19 protein-coding genes are annotated in these 16,755 nt (G+C 38.3%); 4 read left to right on the top strand and 15 right to left on the bottom strand.

Features of this window, described 5'->3' with window-relative positions; translation table 11 throughout:
* Window positions 1–79 precede the first annotated feature (79 nt).
* The 5 genes from AC0VZ4_RS08885 to AC0VZ4_RS08865 all read right to left on the bottom strand — a co-directional run bounded on the left by AC0VZ4_RS08885 (window position 80) and on the right by AC0VZ4_RS08865 (window position 3,443).
* Window positions 80–217: a hypothetical protein gene (locus AC0VZ4_RS08885; protein WP_475441495.1), complete on the bottom strand. Its 138-nt coding sequence runs from the start codon at window positions 215–217 to the stop codon at window positions 80–82.
* Between the two features lie 23 nt (window positions 218–240).
* Complete coding sequence (locus AC0VZ4_RS08880; protein WP_475441494.1) at window positions 241–1,095, bottom strand: hypothetical protein; 855 nt, start codon at window positions 1,093–1,095, stop codon at window positions 241–243.
* 266 nt (window positions 1,096–1,361) lie between these two features.
* Entirely contained in the window at window positions 1,362–2,480 is a 1,119-nt protein-coding gene (locus tag AC0VZ4_RS08875) for an ISAs1 family transposase (protein WP_337119902.1), read from the bottom strand.
* 155 nt (window positions 2,481–2,635) lie between these two features.
* Window positions 2,636–3,064 carry a hypothetical protein gene (locus AC0VZ4_RS08870; RefSeq protein ID WP_007378076.1) on the bottom strand — a complete coding sequence of 143 codons (429 nt, stop codon included), beginning with the start codon at window positions 3,062–3,064 and terminating at the stop codon, window positions 2,636–2,638.
* Window positions 3,065–3,263: 199 nt separating this feature from the next.
* Window positions 3,264–3,443 carry a hypothetical protein gene (locus tag AC0VZ4_RS08865; protein WP_475441493.1) on the bottom strand — a complete coding sequence of 60 codons (180 nt, stop codon included), beginning with the start codon at window positions 3,441–3,443 and terminating at the stop codon, window positions 3,264–3,266.
* A gap of 281 nt (window positions 3,444–3,724) precedes the next feature.
* Between AC0VZ4_RS08865 and AC0VZ4_RS08860 the strand changes: the two genes are divergently transcribed.
* Window positions 3,725–4,111, top strand: a complete 387-nt coding sequence (locus AC0VZ4_RS08860; RefSeq protein ID WP_033029369.1) for a YkgJ family cysteine cluster protein — start codon at window positions 3,725–3,727, stop codon at window positions 4,109–4,111.
* Between the two features lie 467 nt (window positions 4,112–4,578).
* Here the strand turns inward: AC0VZ4_RS08860 and AC0VZ4_RS08855 are convergent, their stop codons facing one another.
* The 4 genes from AC0VZ4_RS08855 to AC0VZ4_RS08840 form a co-directional block, all read right to left on the bottom strand.
* The gene (locus AC0VZ4_RS08855; RefSeq protein WP_475441492.1) at window positions 4,579–5,142 is read right to left on the bottom strand and encodes a hypothetical protein; all 564 of its coding nucleotides are present in this window, start codon (window positions 5,140–5,142) and stop codon (window positions 4,579–4,581) included.
* A 130-nt stretch (window positions 5,143–5,272) separates the two neighbouring features.
* Complete coding sequence (locus tag AC0VZ4_RS08850) at window positions 5,273–5,788, bottom strand: alpha/beta hydrolase (protein ID WP_475441491.1); 516 nt, start codon at window positions 5,786–5,788, stop codon at window positions 5,273–5,275.
* Window positions 5,712–6,020, bottom strand: a complete 309-nt coding sequence (locus tag AC0VZ4_RS08845) for a hypothetical protein (RefSeq protein WP_475441490.1) — start codon at window positions 6,018–6,020, stop codon at window positions 5,712–5,714. The genes AC0VZ4_RS08850 and AC0VZ4_RS08845 overlap by 77 nt, the downstream gene beginning before the upstream one ends.
* A gap of 11 nt (window positions 6,021–6,031) precedes the next feature.
* Window positions 6,032–7,135 carry a Zn-dependent alcohol dehydrogenase gene (locus AC0VZ4_RS08840; RefSeq protein WP_475441489.1) on the bottom strand — a complete coding sequence of 368 codons (1,104 nt, stop codon included), beginning with the start codon at window positions 7,133–7,135 and terminating at the stop codon, window positions 6,032–6,034.
* A 36-nt stretch (window positions 7,136–7,171) separates the two neighbouring features.
* On the opposite strand from AC0VZ4_RS08840, the gene AC0VZ4_RS08835 reads away from it, so the two are divergent.
* Window positions 7,172–8,026: a helix-turn-helix domain-containing protein gene (locus AC0VZ4_RS08835; RefSeq protein ID WP_475441488.1), complete on the top strand. Its 855-nt coding sequence runs from the start codon at window positions 7,172–7,174 to the stop codon at window positions 8,024–8,026.
* Here the strand turns inward: AC0VZ4_RS08835 and AC0VZ4_RS08830 are convergent.
* The 5 genes from AC0VZ4_RS08830 to AC0VZ4_RS08810 all read right to left on the bottom strand — a co-directional run bounded on the left by AC0VZ4_RS08830 (window position 8,012) and on the right by AC0VZ4_RS08810 (window position 13,712).
* Window positions 8,012–9,289 (bottom strand): NAD(P)/FAD-dependent oxidoreductase, encoded by a 1,278-nt coding sequence (locus AC0VZ4_RS08830; protein ID WP_475441487.1) that lies wholly within the window; start codon window positions 9,287–9,289, stop codon window positions 8,012–8,014. The genes AC0VZ4_RS08835 and AC0VZ4_RS08830 overlap by 15 nt on opposite strands.
* Window positions 9,290–9,305: 16 nt before the next feature.
* On the bottom strand, window positions 9,306–9,614 hold the full coding sequence (locus tag AC0VZ4_RS08825; RefSeq protein WP_475441486.1) for a 2Fe-2S iron-sulfur cluster-binding protein: 309 nt from the start codon (window positions 9,612–9,614) through the stop codon (window positions 9,306–9,308).
* A gap of 60 nt (window positions 9,615–9,674) precedes the next feature.
* Window positions 9,675–10,847 (bottom strand): cytochrome P450, encoded by a 1,173-nt coding sequence (locus AC0VZ4_RS08820; RefSeq protein ID WP_475441485.1) that lies wholly within the window; start codon window positions 10,845–10,847, stop codon window positions 9,675–9,677.
* Between the two features lie 528 nt (window positions 10,848–11,375).
* Window positions 11,376–12,485 (bottom strand): mandelate racemase/muconate lactonizing enzyme family protein, encoded by a 1,110-nt coding sequence (locus tag AC0VZ4_RS08815; RefSeq protein WP_475441484.1) that lies wholly within the window; start codon window positions 12,483–12,485, stop codon window positions 11,376–11,378.
* 264 nt (window positions 12,486–12,749) lie between these two features.
* Window positions 12,750–13,712 (bottom strand): IS4 family transposase, encoded by a 963-nt coding sequence (locus AC0VZ4_RS08810; protein WP_475441483.1) that lies wholly within the window; start codon window positions 13,710–13,712, stop codon window positions 12,750–12,752.
* Between the two features lie 219 nt (window positions 13,713–13,931).
* Between AC0VZ4_RS08810 and istA the strand changes: the two genes are divergently transcribed.
* Window positions 13,932–15,482 carry an IS21 family transposase gene (gene istA / locus AC0VZ4_RS08805; protein ID WP_475439695.1) on the top strand — a complete coding sequence of 517 codons (1,551 nt, stop codon included), beginning with the start codon at window positions 13,932–13,934 and terminating at the stop codon, window positions 15,480–15,482.
* Between the two features lie 11 nt (window positions 15,483–15,493).
* Window positions 15,494–16,249, top strand: a complete 756-nt coding sequence (istB, locus tag AC0VZ4_RS08800; RefSeq protein ID WP_290210805.1) for an IS21-like element helper ATPase IstB — start codon at window positions 15,494–15,496, stop codon at window positions 16,247–16,249.
* A gap of 65 nt (window positions 16,250–16,314) precedes the next feature.
* On the opposite strand, the gene AC0VZ4_RS08795 is transcribed toward istB, so the two are convergent.
* Window positions 16,315–16,629: a hypothetical protein gene (locus AC0VZ4_RS08795; RefSeq protein WP_475441482.1), complete on the bottom strand. Its 315-nt coding sequence runs from the start codon at window positions 16,627–16,629 to the stop codon at window positions 16,315–16,317.
* Window positions 16,630–16,755: the final 126 nt, after the last annotated feature.

Below are 16,755 nucleotides of genomic sequence, written 5' to 3'. Positions count from 1 at the left end.
TAGGGCTATTAGGTCATAGCCCTAGCTTGGCATACTGGCGGGATCGGTCAATAGTTAAAAAAGATCCTTTGAAAATAATTTACCATGGTGAATAGTTACATTTATTATAAGGTATATCAATACTAAGGTTATTTAATAGCTTATCACGGAAAAAAGGATCTTCTTGCGCTAATGCCACGTCAAACGAACGACCTATATATTCCTCGTTAGTCGCCATATATTTCAGTAGTTGCACTATTCCTACATGCCTACATGCCTACTTGCTTCATCTTCAATACTATTAACCCAGTTCAAAGACTGTTCTAAATTTTCTGAAGCGAGTTTTTTTGTGTAAAATTTAATGGTCTCAAATTTTAATTGAGAGTTAGGCAATTCTGAAATTATATTTTCAGCATCATTTGGTTGCTGCTGTATTAATTGCATCAAAACAAAACCCATTAAATGCGCATACATATCTGGGCGTGGCTGTTGGCTAAACCACTCCATCACTGCGCCAGCATTTTTTCTACTCCATTGATTTAACAGTTTATCAATCACACCAGATTTAACGGCAGGGCTCAAAGAAAATCTTACGTCTTCAATGGCTGTAATGGGGCTCTCATCCATAAGCGAAGAGTATGCAACAGTGATTAAATCAACTTGAGTGCTATTATCAAATCCTTTATTTTGAATCCACTCAGACAAATTTTGTAGATCATATTGACCAATGACAGGAACAACACTATTTAGTAAGCGATTTCGCATTATGGTATCCAGCCCAAGCATATGCTCTAAGGCTGATGGCCAATTTACCTTAATCCATGCCAAATAAAGAGGTTGCGTTGTTGCAAGTTTAATCTCTACCGTTTCATCACGTAATTCAATAAGAAGTAGTTCAATACAAATAGAAAACTCATCATTGACTTTCATATCGCTTAATTTCGTATCACAGCTATCAAACACAACTCCCAAGTGCTGTTCCGCCTTAGTTGAAACAAAGCGTGTTGTCTCTAAAGTAACTTCACTTTCGGGTGAGTCATCAGTATCAGAGGCATCTGGACTTAGCAAAAAAAACTCGGCACGTAGATAAAAAACAAATAGTGCGGCAATCGACAAAGCTAAAACTATTTTAATTTTAATAAGTGCCTCCTTATACCAATTTTAATACCGTAAATAATACGTTTTATGCAGGCCCTGTTCAGCTCTTTGGATTAAATTTGCTCTATCTGAGACGATTTAACCACGTCGTAAGATTTGTAACCTCGCGGGCTAAGTAAAAACCAAACAGCAAAGAGTAAATTGCCTGGATAATACTTAAAGGTAGTGTAAATAATTTACTAAGATAGTTAGATATTGCCTCAGGGCAAGAGCATGAAAAAAGTCTATGCGTTCAGTACCTTTTCAAGGTAGGCTGTACTGCGCATAGCTTTTTTCTGTTTTGCGGGCATGCCTTTACTAAAGCTTTTTTCTGCTTTTAGCTGATTAAATGCGATGTGTCTCAGCCCCGCAAATACAGGTGCTGCACCTTCGCGCCTAATTCGACACTCATCTTCTTTAAATCCTACATCTAAACGCCAATGTAATCCATTTTCTATTTGCCAATGTTGTCGTGCTCCTCTCGCGAGTTCTTCCGCTGTTAAATTCGCTGAACTAATATAGTATCTATAGCATAACTCATTGCTTAATTTACCTTTTTCTTTCCTATAAGAAACAATAACACCCACTGTTTTTACACCCTCCCAGTGTATCGTTTCTGATAAACCGCTCACGTTATGGCTCACTGCACAGCACCTAAATTCTTCTCTATTTTTTTGATAATCGGCTTCGTTAAACAAGAGCCCATCAGATGCTTGTCGTGCTACCTCAGGTAATAACACATCTTCTATTTGTGACAGTAGCTTTTTATGGTTTGCTTTTACCGCAAGTAAGTAATCGGCTTCTTTACCAACTATTTTTTTTGCAATTGATTTTTGACACCCCATAGCGTCAATCGTTACTAAGCAGCCTTTTATCTCTAATAATTCAAGCAGCTCTGGCAACGCTTTTATTTCATTCGACTTTTTATCAACAGGGCATTGTGCCAAAACAACACCATTTTCGCATGCAAATGCACTGATCATATAAAGCGCATCGCGTCTATCTGACTGATTAAATGAACCTTTCAATCGTTTACCGTCAATAGCAACTACACCGCCTTGAGTTAATTTGGAGCAGGCTTTCATCCAAGAAGAAAAGGAATCTTGGAATTGCGTCATGTCAATACGGCTCATTACACGAGCAATTGTGTCATGGCGAGGGATCCCTTGTTCAAGAAGAACATATTTTCTGAGCCAATCTAGTCTATCATGACCAAAATCTTCAATCTCTTCCCAGCCCTGACAGCCTGAAACAACAGCGCTAACAGCTAAGAATATGATATCAAATAGTTTATGAACAACTTTACCTTGTTGGCGAGGGTCGTCGATTGATTCGAAATATTTAAATAGCTGAATGTTAGACATGGGGATGCTCCTTAAAAAAGGAGTATAAGATCATACTTTTAAGTCAAGGTAAAGTTCGTGATCTTGCCCTGGGTATAAACCACCAGCGCGTTATTAATATCAAGTTAAGTCCACAAAAATCACATTTAATGGGGGCTAATTATACTTTTAAATACTTAACCTTCCTCTTCAATAAGTGACTCTAGTAAGTCATGTATTTCAGCTTTAAGCTCTTTGTCTTCAATTTTATTAGCACTAACTTTAGCGTTTTGTAAGTTTTTAATCGCTTCGTCTTTTTGACCTATTTCTAACTGTAACGTAGCCATTGAAAAAGCAACCGATGACATATGATCTTTGTTATTAATTGCAATTGATTTCTCTAACGCTTTTTCATAAGTGGTGATCGCTTCTTCTAGCTCTTCGGTAAAATCAGCTAGGGTTTCCCATTGCACTGGGTGATCTTTAGACGTATTTTCGTTTTCCATACAAATAGCTTTTAATTGAGCAAATAAAGACTCAAACTTTTCACGATCATTTTTATTAGCAGCCGTCATTAGCTCTTCTGCTAAGTCGTGTACCGCTTTGTATACTTTTGTGTTCATCATTACGTGTTACCTTTTAATGCAGCTAAACTCAATTACTCACTCAATTTAGCCAAAATATAGCATTCAGCCATTACAAAACATGTTTTAACAACTGATTTATTTAATTTGGTCTATAGCGTAATAATACATTAATAATAAACATCGGGTAGGCGTTAAACACTTTGTGATTAAAATTTTACCGAAATTATTGCTTGTAACCTTAAATGCGAAATAAACTCGCAAGCCAATCGAAGGTAAAGATGGTTGTAAATACCTTAAGCGCAATAACAGCTATAAACAATAAGAGAATTAGCGCTTTAGCTTTGTTACTTTTAAGATTGTTCCAATACAATAACTTTGCATTAAATTCTGTTTTTAACTTTGTAACAGCTTCTTTCATGATAATTCCTGATCAAATATTTTTGTACAGTAATTGTAACAACTACAAGTTACTCAAACTGATTTCATAACATTTTTAACTACCTTTAGAGTAAACCATTAAATAATGTCTGCACTATATAAAATGTAACAAGGGATTTTGCATCTAGATTAATGCCGTAACTATTGTGTGCATACAAATTAAAGGGATGGTTTTTTAATTAAGCAAACAGCGAATAATAAATTCAGTGCTACACTCACAGCTAACTTAAACTCGTTGACAACCAATTCAATTAGCAAATTATGAAACAATGTAATCAATGCGGTAAGTGCTGTATTAAATACGGTGGTGGCGATTTAAGCGCATCAAAAGAAGAAATTGATTTATGGGAGCTTTTTAACCCCGAAATCTACGAATACGTGAAAAACGACGAAATTTGGTTTGACCCAAAAACAGGATTGAGACTAGACGCTTGCCCTTTTTTAGAAATTGCGCCTAAAAAAGATCCCTTGGCTAAAAACATGTACACCTGCAGTATTTATCTCGACCGCCCAGAGGACTGTCGCCACTACCCTAGCCTCATTCCTGAAATGATCAGAGACGAATGCGAGATGATTGAACCTATCGACATAAAGAATCAAACCAGAGCTCAACATAAACTCGATATACTTATGATTGATAGTCGATAATTCTCTTTTAAACTGCAACAGGTTATTGGTTAGTTTTTATTTTTAAAAAAGAGTAAATCTGTATACCAACAACCTATAGCAACAACGATAGAGCCAAAGCAAATTAAAAAAAGGGCCCTACCGACTCAACCCAACCTATTGAAATAATTACAATAAATGGGGTTACACTCGCTAAAAGAACCATAGGTAAATTAAAAACATTAAATTTTTTTAATAAAATTGATATTGGTACCTTATAAACAAGTAGTGCGGGATAGACATAACATAAGCTTCCGCCGACCATTAAAGCATCTGTTTTCTTTTCGGCCAATAGCACAAGTAAATATAATACACATAAAGATCAATCACTAATGCATACGAATTATGCCATCTATTTTTAAAATTGAATAAGACTTCTGTGACAACTAAGGCCACTAATAATTAGTGACCTTGCTTTTTATAACATAACAAATAGTTAGTTTTTTAAATTAAATATCATCACTGTACTCAAACGCTTGAAGCGTCACGCTACTAACAAATCCGCCATCATCTGGGTATGTAACTAATATCGTATTATTGGTTTTTAACAGCTCGTTTGGAACTTTGATTTCTAGCATGCTAAATACTTGTGGGCGAAATACTTGCTCATCATCGGCATAATCGGTTGGTACAGTAACTAAAGTGCCATTTACTTTAACGATAGATTGTTGAGCTAAATCATGCTCTCTACCAAAACTTAAACGCAATATACCTTTACCATATTCACTTGTTTTTACATCGTTAATGTTAAATTTAAGCGCTGTATTGGCTTTAATTGGCTGTTTGTAGGTTGTTGCATAGTATTTATGCTCGTCAGACTCAGCAGTAATTTTTATATTGTTGCTGAACGTATATTCAATAATTACTGTGGCTTCTGCGCCTATGTTAATGCTTTTTGGTAACTCATTTTTTACACCAATATTTTGTGATGTTGCTATAAGTGTTGGCTCACCATTAGCAAAGTGCAAGTGCTTAATTTTAATGTTATTAATCGTTGCGCGACTAAATTGCATGATGCAGTACATGCAAATGCAATTAAAAGTGAGCTAATGACTTTCATGTGTTATCTCCTTATTTTAATTGTGTGTGCGTTTTACTTTCTAATTGAGCAAAAAAGATCATAGTTTTAGCTACATGTTCGTGCTAATACTCCCAGCAATGGGTGCCTGCAAAAATATCGAACGTATGAGGAACATTTTCATCAACTAGCTTTTTTGCAAGCGCAGTATTAGCACTAAAAAGTACATCGTCTTTTCCGCAATCAAATCGCAGTGGCGGTAATGTCTTTTTATTCGCGATCAATGTTTTAAACACGTCGCCTTTGTACTTATCAGTGGTTTTTTTTAGTGGCTTTAAAGTATGTTCATCAACAAAGTGATTAAAGTCGTCAAGCTTAGTAATTGATGAATGCGCTGATATACCGCTAAAAATAGTTGGATGCTTTGCACCTAAACATAATGCTCCATACCCTCCCATTGAAAGGCCCGTAATATAAATATTTGATGAGCTAGAGCACATTGGTTGAGTTTGAATAACAGCGCTAATCACATCATCAACTATCCATGCTTCATAATCTGCATTTTTAAGTGGCAAATACCCGCAGCCCTCGGCGTGTGCGCCATCTGATGGCATCACTAATACAAACTTCGTTAAGGCCACTGCTACGAAGCTGCTGATACACTTTATGTACGCCCCCTAGCTGGCTCCACACCCAGTGGCTACCATACACACCATGCAGTAATACAATTATAGGTACATTTTTATTACTGGTTGCTTCTTGGTAAATGCTTATATCACCTCGCCCTTTTAAGTGACTGCTATACGCGGTTAGCGTTACAAAGTTATCAGCGGTGTAACAGTTATTTGATACCTCTAAACGATGAATTGCCATTTTATGCTCCTTTAATCATCAAACACGACGACACCTTTAGCGATACGCCCTGCTAGCATGTCGTCAAAGCCTGTTTGTAACTCATCTAACGAGTAAGTTTTTGTGACTAGCTCATCGAGCTTGAGCTTTTTTGCGTCATAAAGGTCTAGTATTTGAGCAAAGTCGCGCTTAGGATTACATTGCCCGTAGAGCGGATTTATATAAATTTTATCCCACTCAAATAGTTCGCAATCAAAATCTATTTTTTGCTCAATGCCACTCACTTGCACCGCAACGCCCGCGCTGCGTATTAATGCTAATGGCGCTGAACCAAGTGCCGGCACTGCTGTACACTCAAAGGCATAATCGGCTCCGCGACTATTTGTTAGCGCTTTAACTTCGTTTATCATATGAACTAAATCAGGGTCATACTTTTTAGCAAGTACAGTATGTGTAGCACCAAATGCTTTAGCTTGTGTTAATCGCTCCGGTGACAAATCAATTGCTATTATTTTAGCGGCGCCTGAAATTGCAGCCCCTTGTATTGCATTTAGTCCTACGCCTCCACAGCCTAATACGGCCACTGACGAACCTGCTTTTACTTTAGCGGCATTAACCACTGATCCGTAACCGGTCATTACACCGCAACCAACAATACTTGGAAAAGGAATGTCACTGTGTATTTTTATAACTGCAGCAGCCTTAACAACGGTGTATTCGCTCATCGTACCTAAATGAAATGAGCGCTCTAAGCTATTGCCATTATGCTCACATGCTTGTTTACCTGCGTGTCCGCATAAACCATTGCCAGTTACGGGGCTATTTACTTCACAAATGTGTAAATTACCCTCTTGGCACTGGAAACACTCACCACACGGAATTGCCCAATTTAGTATTACTTTATCGCCAATAGTAAATTCCGTTACACCTTCGCCCAACTCAACAACGGTTCCTGCGCCTTCATGACCAATGATAAATTTTTTATTCCACGTTTTAATTGAATCCCAATCGGTATGACAAATACCTGAGGCTTTTATTTTAATTTTTACTTCGCCAGTACTTGGTTTTCCGACATTAACGGTATCGAAGAAAAAACCGCCTTTTTCATCTGCAATTGCAGCTTTTGCCTTGTACATGTAGACTCCTAAGTCTCTAAATATAAGTATTATGTTATGAAGCAACCGACAATTTACTGTGAACCGTTTTGTATAAAAGACGGTTACGATTTCGAAATTCATCATGTAAGTTATCTTCAGCACGATAGCTATTCATGTTTTATGCACTTTCATCAGGTGCACGAATTTATATTTTTTGAACAAATTGATGGCACGTATTTTTACCATCAGGGTGAATCAACTCTGTCTGATTTTGAGGCCGTTTTTACGCCTGCAATGGAAACGCATCATTTTGCTTTAAACCCACGTCCTAAATCTTGGTATATTGTGCAGTTTATGCCTGAGCGCCTTAACGACCCAGCCCTACAAGAGTTTTTAGATCTATTGAAAACCGGTTTACATCTAACATTTAGCGTTGAACTACAAAAAAGAATCCATAAACTACTCGCATGGATGTTGAGCGAGTTTAACGAAAACCCAAAAAGTAAAACCTGCAAACAACTGTTTAATAGTTTAATAACCATGGTGTGCGAATACGGTAAAAGTAGTTTATCTAACCAGCAAAAACCGTTGAGTGGTTCAGCTAGCTTTAAAAAGTTAACACCCGTTGTTAATGAGCTAAAAACAAAAAATGGCCTCAATCTTTCGCTAGAGCAAGCCGCAGCACTTTGTTATTTATCACCTTCGTATTTTTCACGAGTATTTAAAAAGCATTTTAGAGTGCCATACTCCGACTACCTTATTCAGCACAAGCTATATAATGCCGCACGACTACTTGGGCAAAGTGATGCCTCGGTAACTGATATTTCTTACGACTTGAGTTTCTCCAGCCCGTCGTATTTTATTAAGCAGTTTAAGCACCATTTTAAAGTTACCCCTCACCAGTATCGCCAGCAGCTACATCTCAAGTAGGTGTTGCTTTGCAAGCGGTGTTGCTAAATCACTTAATATCCGCTTATTAACCTTTATATTTTGTTTTATAGCCTGTGTACCAAGTACGTAGGCTTTAGCATGATTAACCGCTTCTACACACAACAATGTGTCGTTAATAAAATACCAAAGCGAAAATTGATCCGGTGACTCTTCGCGTACGACAATTTCGTTATACCCTTGTGATAAACCCACTATCTGTAGTTTGTACTCGTATTGATCTGACCAAAACCAAGGTAATGCAGGAACAGATTCACTATTTTTTGATAAAAACTGTGCAGCTGTTTTGGCTTCTTCTACTGCATTTTGAACCGATTCAAGTCTTATCCATCTCTGATAAATTTTATTAAAATGTGAGGTACAGTCGCCGATAGAAAAAATATCAGGGTGTGATGTTTGGCACACTTCATTTACTTTGATACCTTGTTCGAGCGCTAACTCAGCAGTCACTGCAAGCTCGGTATTAAGCCTTACCCCAACGCCCACTAAAATAAAATCGGCGGGATATTGAGTGCCATCACTGCATACAACATAATGTTTATTAGCTGTGTGCTTTATTTGTACAACATCTTTTGCTGTTTGCAAATCTACCCCTTTGCTTATGTGCAATTGAGTTAAAAAGTCAGACATAACAGCTGATATAACACGCGAGAGTATGCTTTGTTGTTTTTCAATTACCGTTACTTTTACACCTAACGCTATAAACGATGACGCCGACTCAAGGCCAATGTAGCCGCCACCAATAATGACAACCTGTTTATCATTACTTTTATTGAGTGCTGTTTTTATTGCCACTGCATCTGCGTGTGTTCGCATCGCAAAATATTGTGCATTCCCTTTATCGTCAACGGTATCAATAAGCCCTTTAATAGGCGGAATAAAGGGCGAACATCCCGTCGCTATCACTAATTTATGAAAGGCTATTTGCTTTCCACATTTCAGCGTAATTGTTTTACTTTGTTTATTAATTGCAGTAACACGCTGGCCCAAGCATAAGTCTATATTGCTATCGGTATAAGCTTTTTCTACTTTTAATGGAGTCGATTTTACATCATCCGATTGCAACGTTTTTTTAGACAAAGGTGGCCGATGATATGGCAGCTCTGGATCGCTGTCGAGTAACGTAATTTTACCCAACCAACCTTGCTGGCGAAGGGGAAAAGCAAAGTTAACCCCGCCATGGCTTGCGCCAATAACCACCACGCTTTGCTCAAGTAGATTTGGTTCTGTATGTGTGTTTTGCATAATGCTGTACCCGCTTTTAATTGGCTACTCTGAAGGTCATGCCATCAATATTGTCAGACACCTCAATTTGGCAACATAAACGGCTGTATTGCGTTACGTTATCGTCCAGCTCTAGCATGTCGCTTTCTATCTCATCGGGTGTACCTACTTTTTTAAAGTCATCCGGTGTTAAGTAAATATGACACGTTGCACACGAACATACACCGCCACAATCACCATCAATACCAGCAACACCATTTGCTGATGCTAGTTCCATTAGCGAGCCACTGTCGCCCTCAACTTTAACTGCATCGTTTGTTTTGGTTATAAATATTACTTTCGCCATCGTATTAATCCTCTACTTTTACTTGTTACTGTATTTATTTAACTATTTTGTACGGTGTTTTTATTTTGATTTAAAGCTAACGTGCAGACTGTTAAAGCCTACCTTTCTTGAAAACTCACCTAGTTTTTCAATATTTTCATCTGCTTTTATTGTCTCTATTCGAGCAACTTTATTAGCAAGTGATAACACTAGTTGACGTAGAATTTGGCGAGCATGCGTTGCGCCCAAACAATTGTGATGACTAAAACCAAAACTAATATGCGGGTTAACTTTTCGGTCGAAGTTGACATTGTTGGGATCTTTGAATACCTTTTCATCGCGATTAGCCGACGCCCAACATAACGAAACTCGTGTGTCGGCTTTTATAGCGTGCTCACATACGCTTGTGTCTTGCGTAGCGACGCGGCCCATTTGCGTAAGCGGCGAAAAATAGCGAATGAGTTCTTCTACGGCCCTGTTTAATATTTCAGGCTCATCATCAATACGCTTTAACTCACTGATGTTTTCGCTAAAGTAGGCAATAGAGTTTGTGATCGCGTTTATAACGGTATCGCGCCCCCCTGCAAAGGTGAGGATCATCACACCTTTTACTTCTTCTTTACTCAGCTTTTTACCGTTCGCCTCTGAATTTAAAAGCACTGAATATAAATCATCACCCGGGATTGCAATGGCGTTTTCTATTTGCTCATCAATGTAATCGTATAGAATATTGGCTTTATCGCTATCAAGGTCACTATCTTCACTTCTAAATACGTGCGTACCCCAATCTATCCATGTTTGTGCTTTATCCATTGAGGTATTAAGTAACAGCGTTAACGCTTTAGATTGCAGCGGAAGTGAAAATTGTGACACCACATCTAACGACTCGGCTTTGAAGGCGTTGTCTATTGTTTCATCAATAATAGCTTGTAAGCGCGCTTGGTAACCCTCATCTAATGGACGCTTAAACCATGGATTTAATAGTTCACGAAAACCGCCGTGCTCAGGTGGGTCTACTTCAAATGGGATTTGACGTGTTTTACGTATTGCGACTTCTGATGGAATTACAATACGCCCTGGTTTAGCTCCTGATTGAAAAACAGCACAATTATGCGCCGCTTTACGTACATCTTTTAGACCTAATATCATATTGACGGGATCGTTTTGATCGTCCATTTGTCCCATGCTACTTGCTGTGCGTTTTGTTAAAAATGCATCAGGGAAATCGCTCACACCTATTATTTTTGACGTCATAATAAAACCTAACACTGTAATAAATGAATTTAGATACAACATATTAAGGGCAACTTTATGATCGAAATACACGCATTTTGCTTAAAAATGGTAGTTTCATGCTTTTTAATACAATTTAAAAGCATAAAAAAGCCAACAGTTTATGTTGGCTTTTAGTGGGGATGTGAGAGTTACTAACTAATTTAATTTGTATTGCTTATTCAGCAAAGAGTGCATTCCTTTATAGCAATCTAAAGCTTTACCACTTACTTTGCAATTTGGGTTGTGGTAAATGCCAATTCAGATAAATCTCTGAATAATTAAATATAAAATATTGCCTCTTTAGAAAACAATTTTTTAACGTTAAATACTCCTATTATAGTGGATTTAATATCAACAGCTTGCACTGTAAGTAATGTAACTATTTTTATAAAGGCGCCCACAAGAGCAATACACATAAGATTTAATTTATGGTGGATTATTCATCACTCCTTGTTAAATAATCACTTCACTGCTCTTGTGGCCGCACAACGACTCGTTTATTTTTTACTAGGAGTGCTTAACTAAATGTGGTTTAACGAGTTGTGGGTCAAACTCGACACCTGTACCTATTATATCTGGCGCGCACGCTTTGCCTTTTTCAAGTTTTAAAGGACGCGTTGTGTATTCATCAATAGGAAAAGAATGAACCTCTAAAAAACCAGCATGTGGCTGAGATGCCAGTAGTGATACATGCAGTTCATGCATACCATGACTGCAAATAGGTAAGTTATGGGTATATGCCATACTGGCTACATGTAACCACCCTGTTATACCACCAATATTTGATGCATCTGGTTGTAAAAACCCCAATTTAGCTTGGTCAATTGCATAGCCAAACTCATGCAGTGTGTGTAAATTTTCGCCCATGGCAAGCGGTATTGAGGTTGCTTGTGCTATGCGAGCAAAACCTTTGTAGTCATCTGGTATGGTGGGCTCTTCAAACCATGTAATATCATATTTTTCAATCGATTTTGCAAAGCGAATTGCTTGCTCCACACTCATCGAGTAATTAGCATCGACCATGAGTATTTTGTCATTACCAATTAAATTGCGTACTGCAGCTACACGTTCTATGTCTTCTTTAAAATCTGGTTTACCCACTTTAATTTTTACGGCGTTAAAACCACGATTTAAATAACCACCAATATTATCAAGTAGTTTTTGCTCACTAAAGTTTAAATCTATTCCACCTGCATAACATTTTGTGTTATCACTACTGCCCCCAGTAACTTGCCATAAGGGTGCATTTAAACGTTTACATTTAATGTCCCACAGCGCTATATCAACTGCTGAAATAGCAAAACTAAGTAAACCACCACGGCCTACATAATGTAGATCCCACTGTAACTTATCCCAGATTGCCATAATTGACGTTGAATCTTGGTTAATTAACCCCGGTTTAATTTCGTCATTAAGGAGTGAATAAATTGCACGTCCACCTTTTCCACCAGTATAGGTGTAACCCATACCTTCAAAGCCGTCATGGGTCATTATATGTAATGCAATAATTTCAAAGTGAGTGTGATCGCCATGTTTAGCATCACTTAATACTTCAGCTAGCGGAATTTGGTAATACTCTACTTTTACACTTTTTATTGTTTGTGATGATACTTTCATTAAACCACCGAATTAGTTCACATAACACCGCTTATTGTTAACAATTTACAACGCGATTGAATTATTGTAAAGGTCATGTCATTAATAAAATGAAATTAACTTGTGAGACTTTTTAAAGATAATTGTTTTAAACTGCAAAATGTCAAAAATAAATTTGCAGTTTACTGAAGGTATATTTACTTGAGCCGGATCTGTTTAACAGATATAAAAGTATCACCTTGTTGCCCCATATAAACAACCCAACAAACACTCATAGCTTAGTTCTTAAGGAACACAGACCGTGTGACTTCCTATCTTAAAACGGCAAATATCATTGTTTTTCTCAATGCTTTGCCGCTTACAATTTACCGCTAGTAGCTCAAATACACGATGTATCTTATGGCTGCACCGTGTTTGTTCTATGCAATCCAGAATATCATCCAACCAAAGATAACTGCACTTACTCGCTCTAAATGTCGAGATCGCACACTTAAACATACCCGCTGCACTATGGCAGATAAAACGCTTGATAAGTGTTTGCAGTATGCTCAGCCAAACCAATGATTCGGCAATATGAGGATCTCGTGTGATGAACCCTTTAAGGTTATTCCATGACTTTAGTTCTTTGAAAAACAACTCAATTTGCCAACGAGTTGCATATATATCGAGTAGTTCGTCAAAGCTAAACTGTGCCTCTTTTAAATTAGTAACAAGGAAAACGGGGCGCTTTTCATTCGGTAAATAGATAAGCCTGTACTCGGGCCCATTTTTCTTCCAACGTACTGTTAATTCAAGTGGTTGGCTTGCGAATTTATCGAGTAACGTTTTGATTTTAATGTTCTTTTCTTTAAGTTCTATACCCGCGCAATAAGCTGATGTAACGATTGGGTTAATGTTTTTATTTGCTCTGATCAAAAAATATCCGCCATCTTGAGCTACTTGCTCAAAGTAATCTAAGTCAAAATACCCAGCATCAGCAAGTAATAACGTATCTTCAAGTGTGTGGCTACCTGGTAAAAAGGCGCGCTCAGTTTCAACATCAGGACGAATATCTATTTCGCAGGGTTGTTCATTAAATAGGTCATAGGTAACGTGCAACTCAATTGCGGCAGGACTTACAGCAGTAAAACGACCAGCAAAAACCTGCGCTAATTCATCATGTAGAGCAAATGAAGAACCATCTTGCAATAACACTCGCTGTATTCCTCGCTGGGTAAAAAAGGTTTTATCCAGCGTGTTTACAGTCAATTTGCATATTCTCCCCAGCTTTGATCACCCAATGGCACTAACTTTGATCACTTATTCTCATTAAGCTTTGATCACGAAAATCACTCTATAATGATCACTTTTGTGTTCTTAATGATTTTGCCGATCAAAGCTTAATGCCACTCGTAACCGAGTTCACGTTTTATCATTTTTGTAGGTATGTTAAACCGTTATCTAAATCATTTGATGAGGATAACAATAATGTCAACAAGACCTATATCTATGAGTAAATTACATGCTATTTTACGGCTGAAATATTCAGCAAAATTATCCCATCGAGAGATTGCTAGAAGCTTAAATATCTCCCCTGGCACTGTGGCTAATTACGTTAAAAAGGCCAATGAGTTAGGGTTAAACCAATGGCCGTTACCTGAAGATAAACAACACGGTACTTTTCTTAATACAAAAATCAGGGACTTCTCAACCCGTCAAAAAAGATACCCAACACCTGACTGGCTCACCATCAATAAGGATTTAAAGCAGCACAAACATTTGACGTTGCAGTTAGTCTTCGATGAATTGTGTGAGAAAGTCGGTGAGCCTTATTACAGCTATAGCCACTTCTGCCGCGCCTACCGGCAATGGTTAGGAAAACAACGGTTGTCGATGCGTCAGCATCATAAAGGCGGTGAAAAGCTGTTTGTGGATTATTGTGGCCCTACGCTGACCATCACGTGCCCTACAACACAGGAAACACGACCTGCTCAAGTGTTTGTTGCCGTGCTCGGCGCATCAAATTATACCTATGCTGAGGCAACGTATAGTCAACAACTTGAAGATTGGGTGATGAGTCATGCCCGTTGCTTTGCATTTTTAGGCGGTGTTCCAGAGCTTGTTATTCCCGACAACTTAAAAAGCGCCGTTAGTAAACCCTGTCGCTACGAGCCTGATTTAAACCCCACGTATCATCAATTAGCCGAGTATTTTAATGTCGCTGTCATACCGGCTAGACCTTATAAACCCAAAGATAAATCGAAGGCTGAAGTCGGTGTACAAATTGTTGAGCGTTGGATCATGGCACGTCTACGCAAGCAAACCTTCTACAGCTTAGCGCATCTAAATCAAGAAATAGCAAAGCTACTTGATGTAATGAACAATAAGGTCATGAAGCAATATCAACAGTCACGTAAACAGCTATTTGAGATGGTGGATAAAAGCGCATTAAAGCCATTGCCTGAAAAGCCCTATCACTATACACAAATCAAAACGGTGCGAGTACACATTGATTATCATGTTGAAATAGAAAAACATTATTACAGTGTGCCGTATCAGTGGGTTAAGAAACAATTACGCGCACACATAACCAATCAGCTAGTACAGCTTTATCATGACGATACCTTAATCGCACAGCATCCGCGCTCACATCGTTTAGGAGGGCATACAACACAGTCTCATCATATGCCTCTGGCGCATCAAAAACAGCATGAGCAGTCACCGATAAATTTACGCTCATGGGCATTAAGTATCGGGGAGTATACTCACCAAGTTATTGAGTTACAGCTCAGTGGACGGCGTCACCCCGAGCACGCTTATCGCGCCTGTTTAGGGGTGTTAAGTTTAGCTAAAACTTATTCAAAAGAACGGCTTGATCAAGCGTGTTATCGCGCAATCATAATGAATACGACAACACTCAAATCAATAAAGCAGATGCTGAAGAAAGGGTTGGATCAACAACCGTTACCCACACAGCAAACAGAGCCAGAAAAGCCAATAAAGCATGACAACATACGCGGCACACAGTATTACCATTAAGGAAATGAATCATGATAGACACCATTAACCAACAACTTCAACTACTCAAGTTATCCGGTATAAAACACGCATTAAAGCAGCAGCTTGAGCAGCCTAACTTATACCAAGAGCAAAGCTTTATAGAGCGCATCAGTTTATTGCTAACACATGAAATTGACACGCGTGAGCAAAGAAAAATCGACCGGCTCGTGCGACACGCTAAATTCCGCTTACCGGCTCAGTTAAATCAGCTGATTTACTCACCGGCACGTAATATAGAAAAAGCACAGATACGTAACTTAAGCCAAAATAGCTGGCTGAACTTACATCAAAATATCTTAATCACCGGGGCAACAGGCTGTGGAAAAACATACCTCGCATGTGCCTTAGGGCATGAGCACTGCCTACAAGGAAAAAGCGTTTACTATATTCGATTAAAAGAACTACTTGAAAGCCTGTTTCTAGCACAAGCAGATGGTAGTTACCGGAAATTACTGGCGAAGTTAATAAAGTATGATCTACTGATCTTAGACGACTGGGGGCTTGAACCACTGAGTGCACAGCAACGAGGTGACTTACTCGAATTAATCGATGCGCGGTATGGGTATAAATCACACATAATTATAAGTCAGCTCCCGCAGGAAAACTGGCATGAGATGATTGGAGAATCAACCCATGCTGACGCCATTTTAGATAGGCTAATTCATGGTTCGATTAAGTTGAATTTAAAAGGAGAATCGATACGAAAACAGTTAAATAAATTGACTGATGATGATCAGTTAAGCTAATTTAAAAATGGCTCTACAAAATGATAAATCAGGTGATCAAAGCTGATGAGAATCGGTGATCAAAGTCATGAGAATACGCACAATTTAGACATCGCTTGAATAACGAGCTCACGGACAAGCTCAGTCAAGGCTGGTTTTCGAATTTGATTATGAAAGGGTTTATAACTTATCGTGCAATCAGCCTGCGTTCGCAAGTTTTGATGGATATCTGACAAGTTAGCGTCTTGCAGGCAAGATAAGCTTTTAAATACGGCTTTGAGCAGAGAAACGATCGACAGGCAACGGTGTCGAACTTGAAATCCAGAGGTTTTTGCAAGCTCAATGAGGTGTTTTTCTGAGATAAGGGCTTTTAATTGGTTTGAAACTTGGTTAATCTGCATGTGAACTCTGTTTTTAGTCATGTTTTTATTGGCGTAACTATTTGATCATTAACAGAGTTCAACTTCAAGCTTTCTTAAGATCCAACCTATGAACAAACACTAACAATTAACACTACAATTCAAAGG

The organism is Pseudoalteromonas sp. QJM3NY_22, from assembly GCF_056173065.1.
The sequence above is the reverse complement of the archived record's forward strand: the minus strand, read 5'-3'. Positions and strand labels throughout refer to the sequence as shown.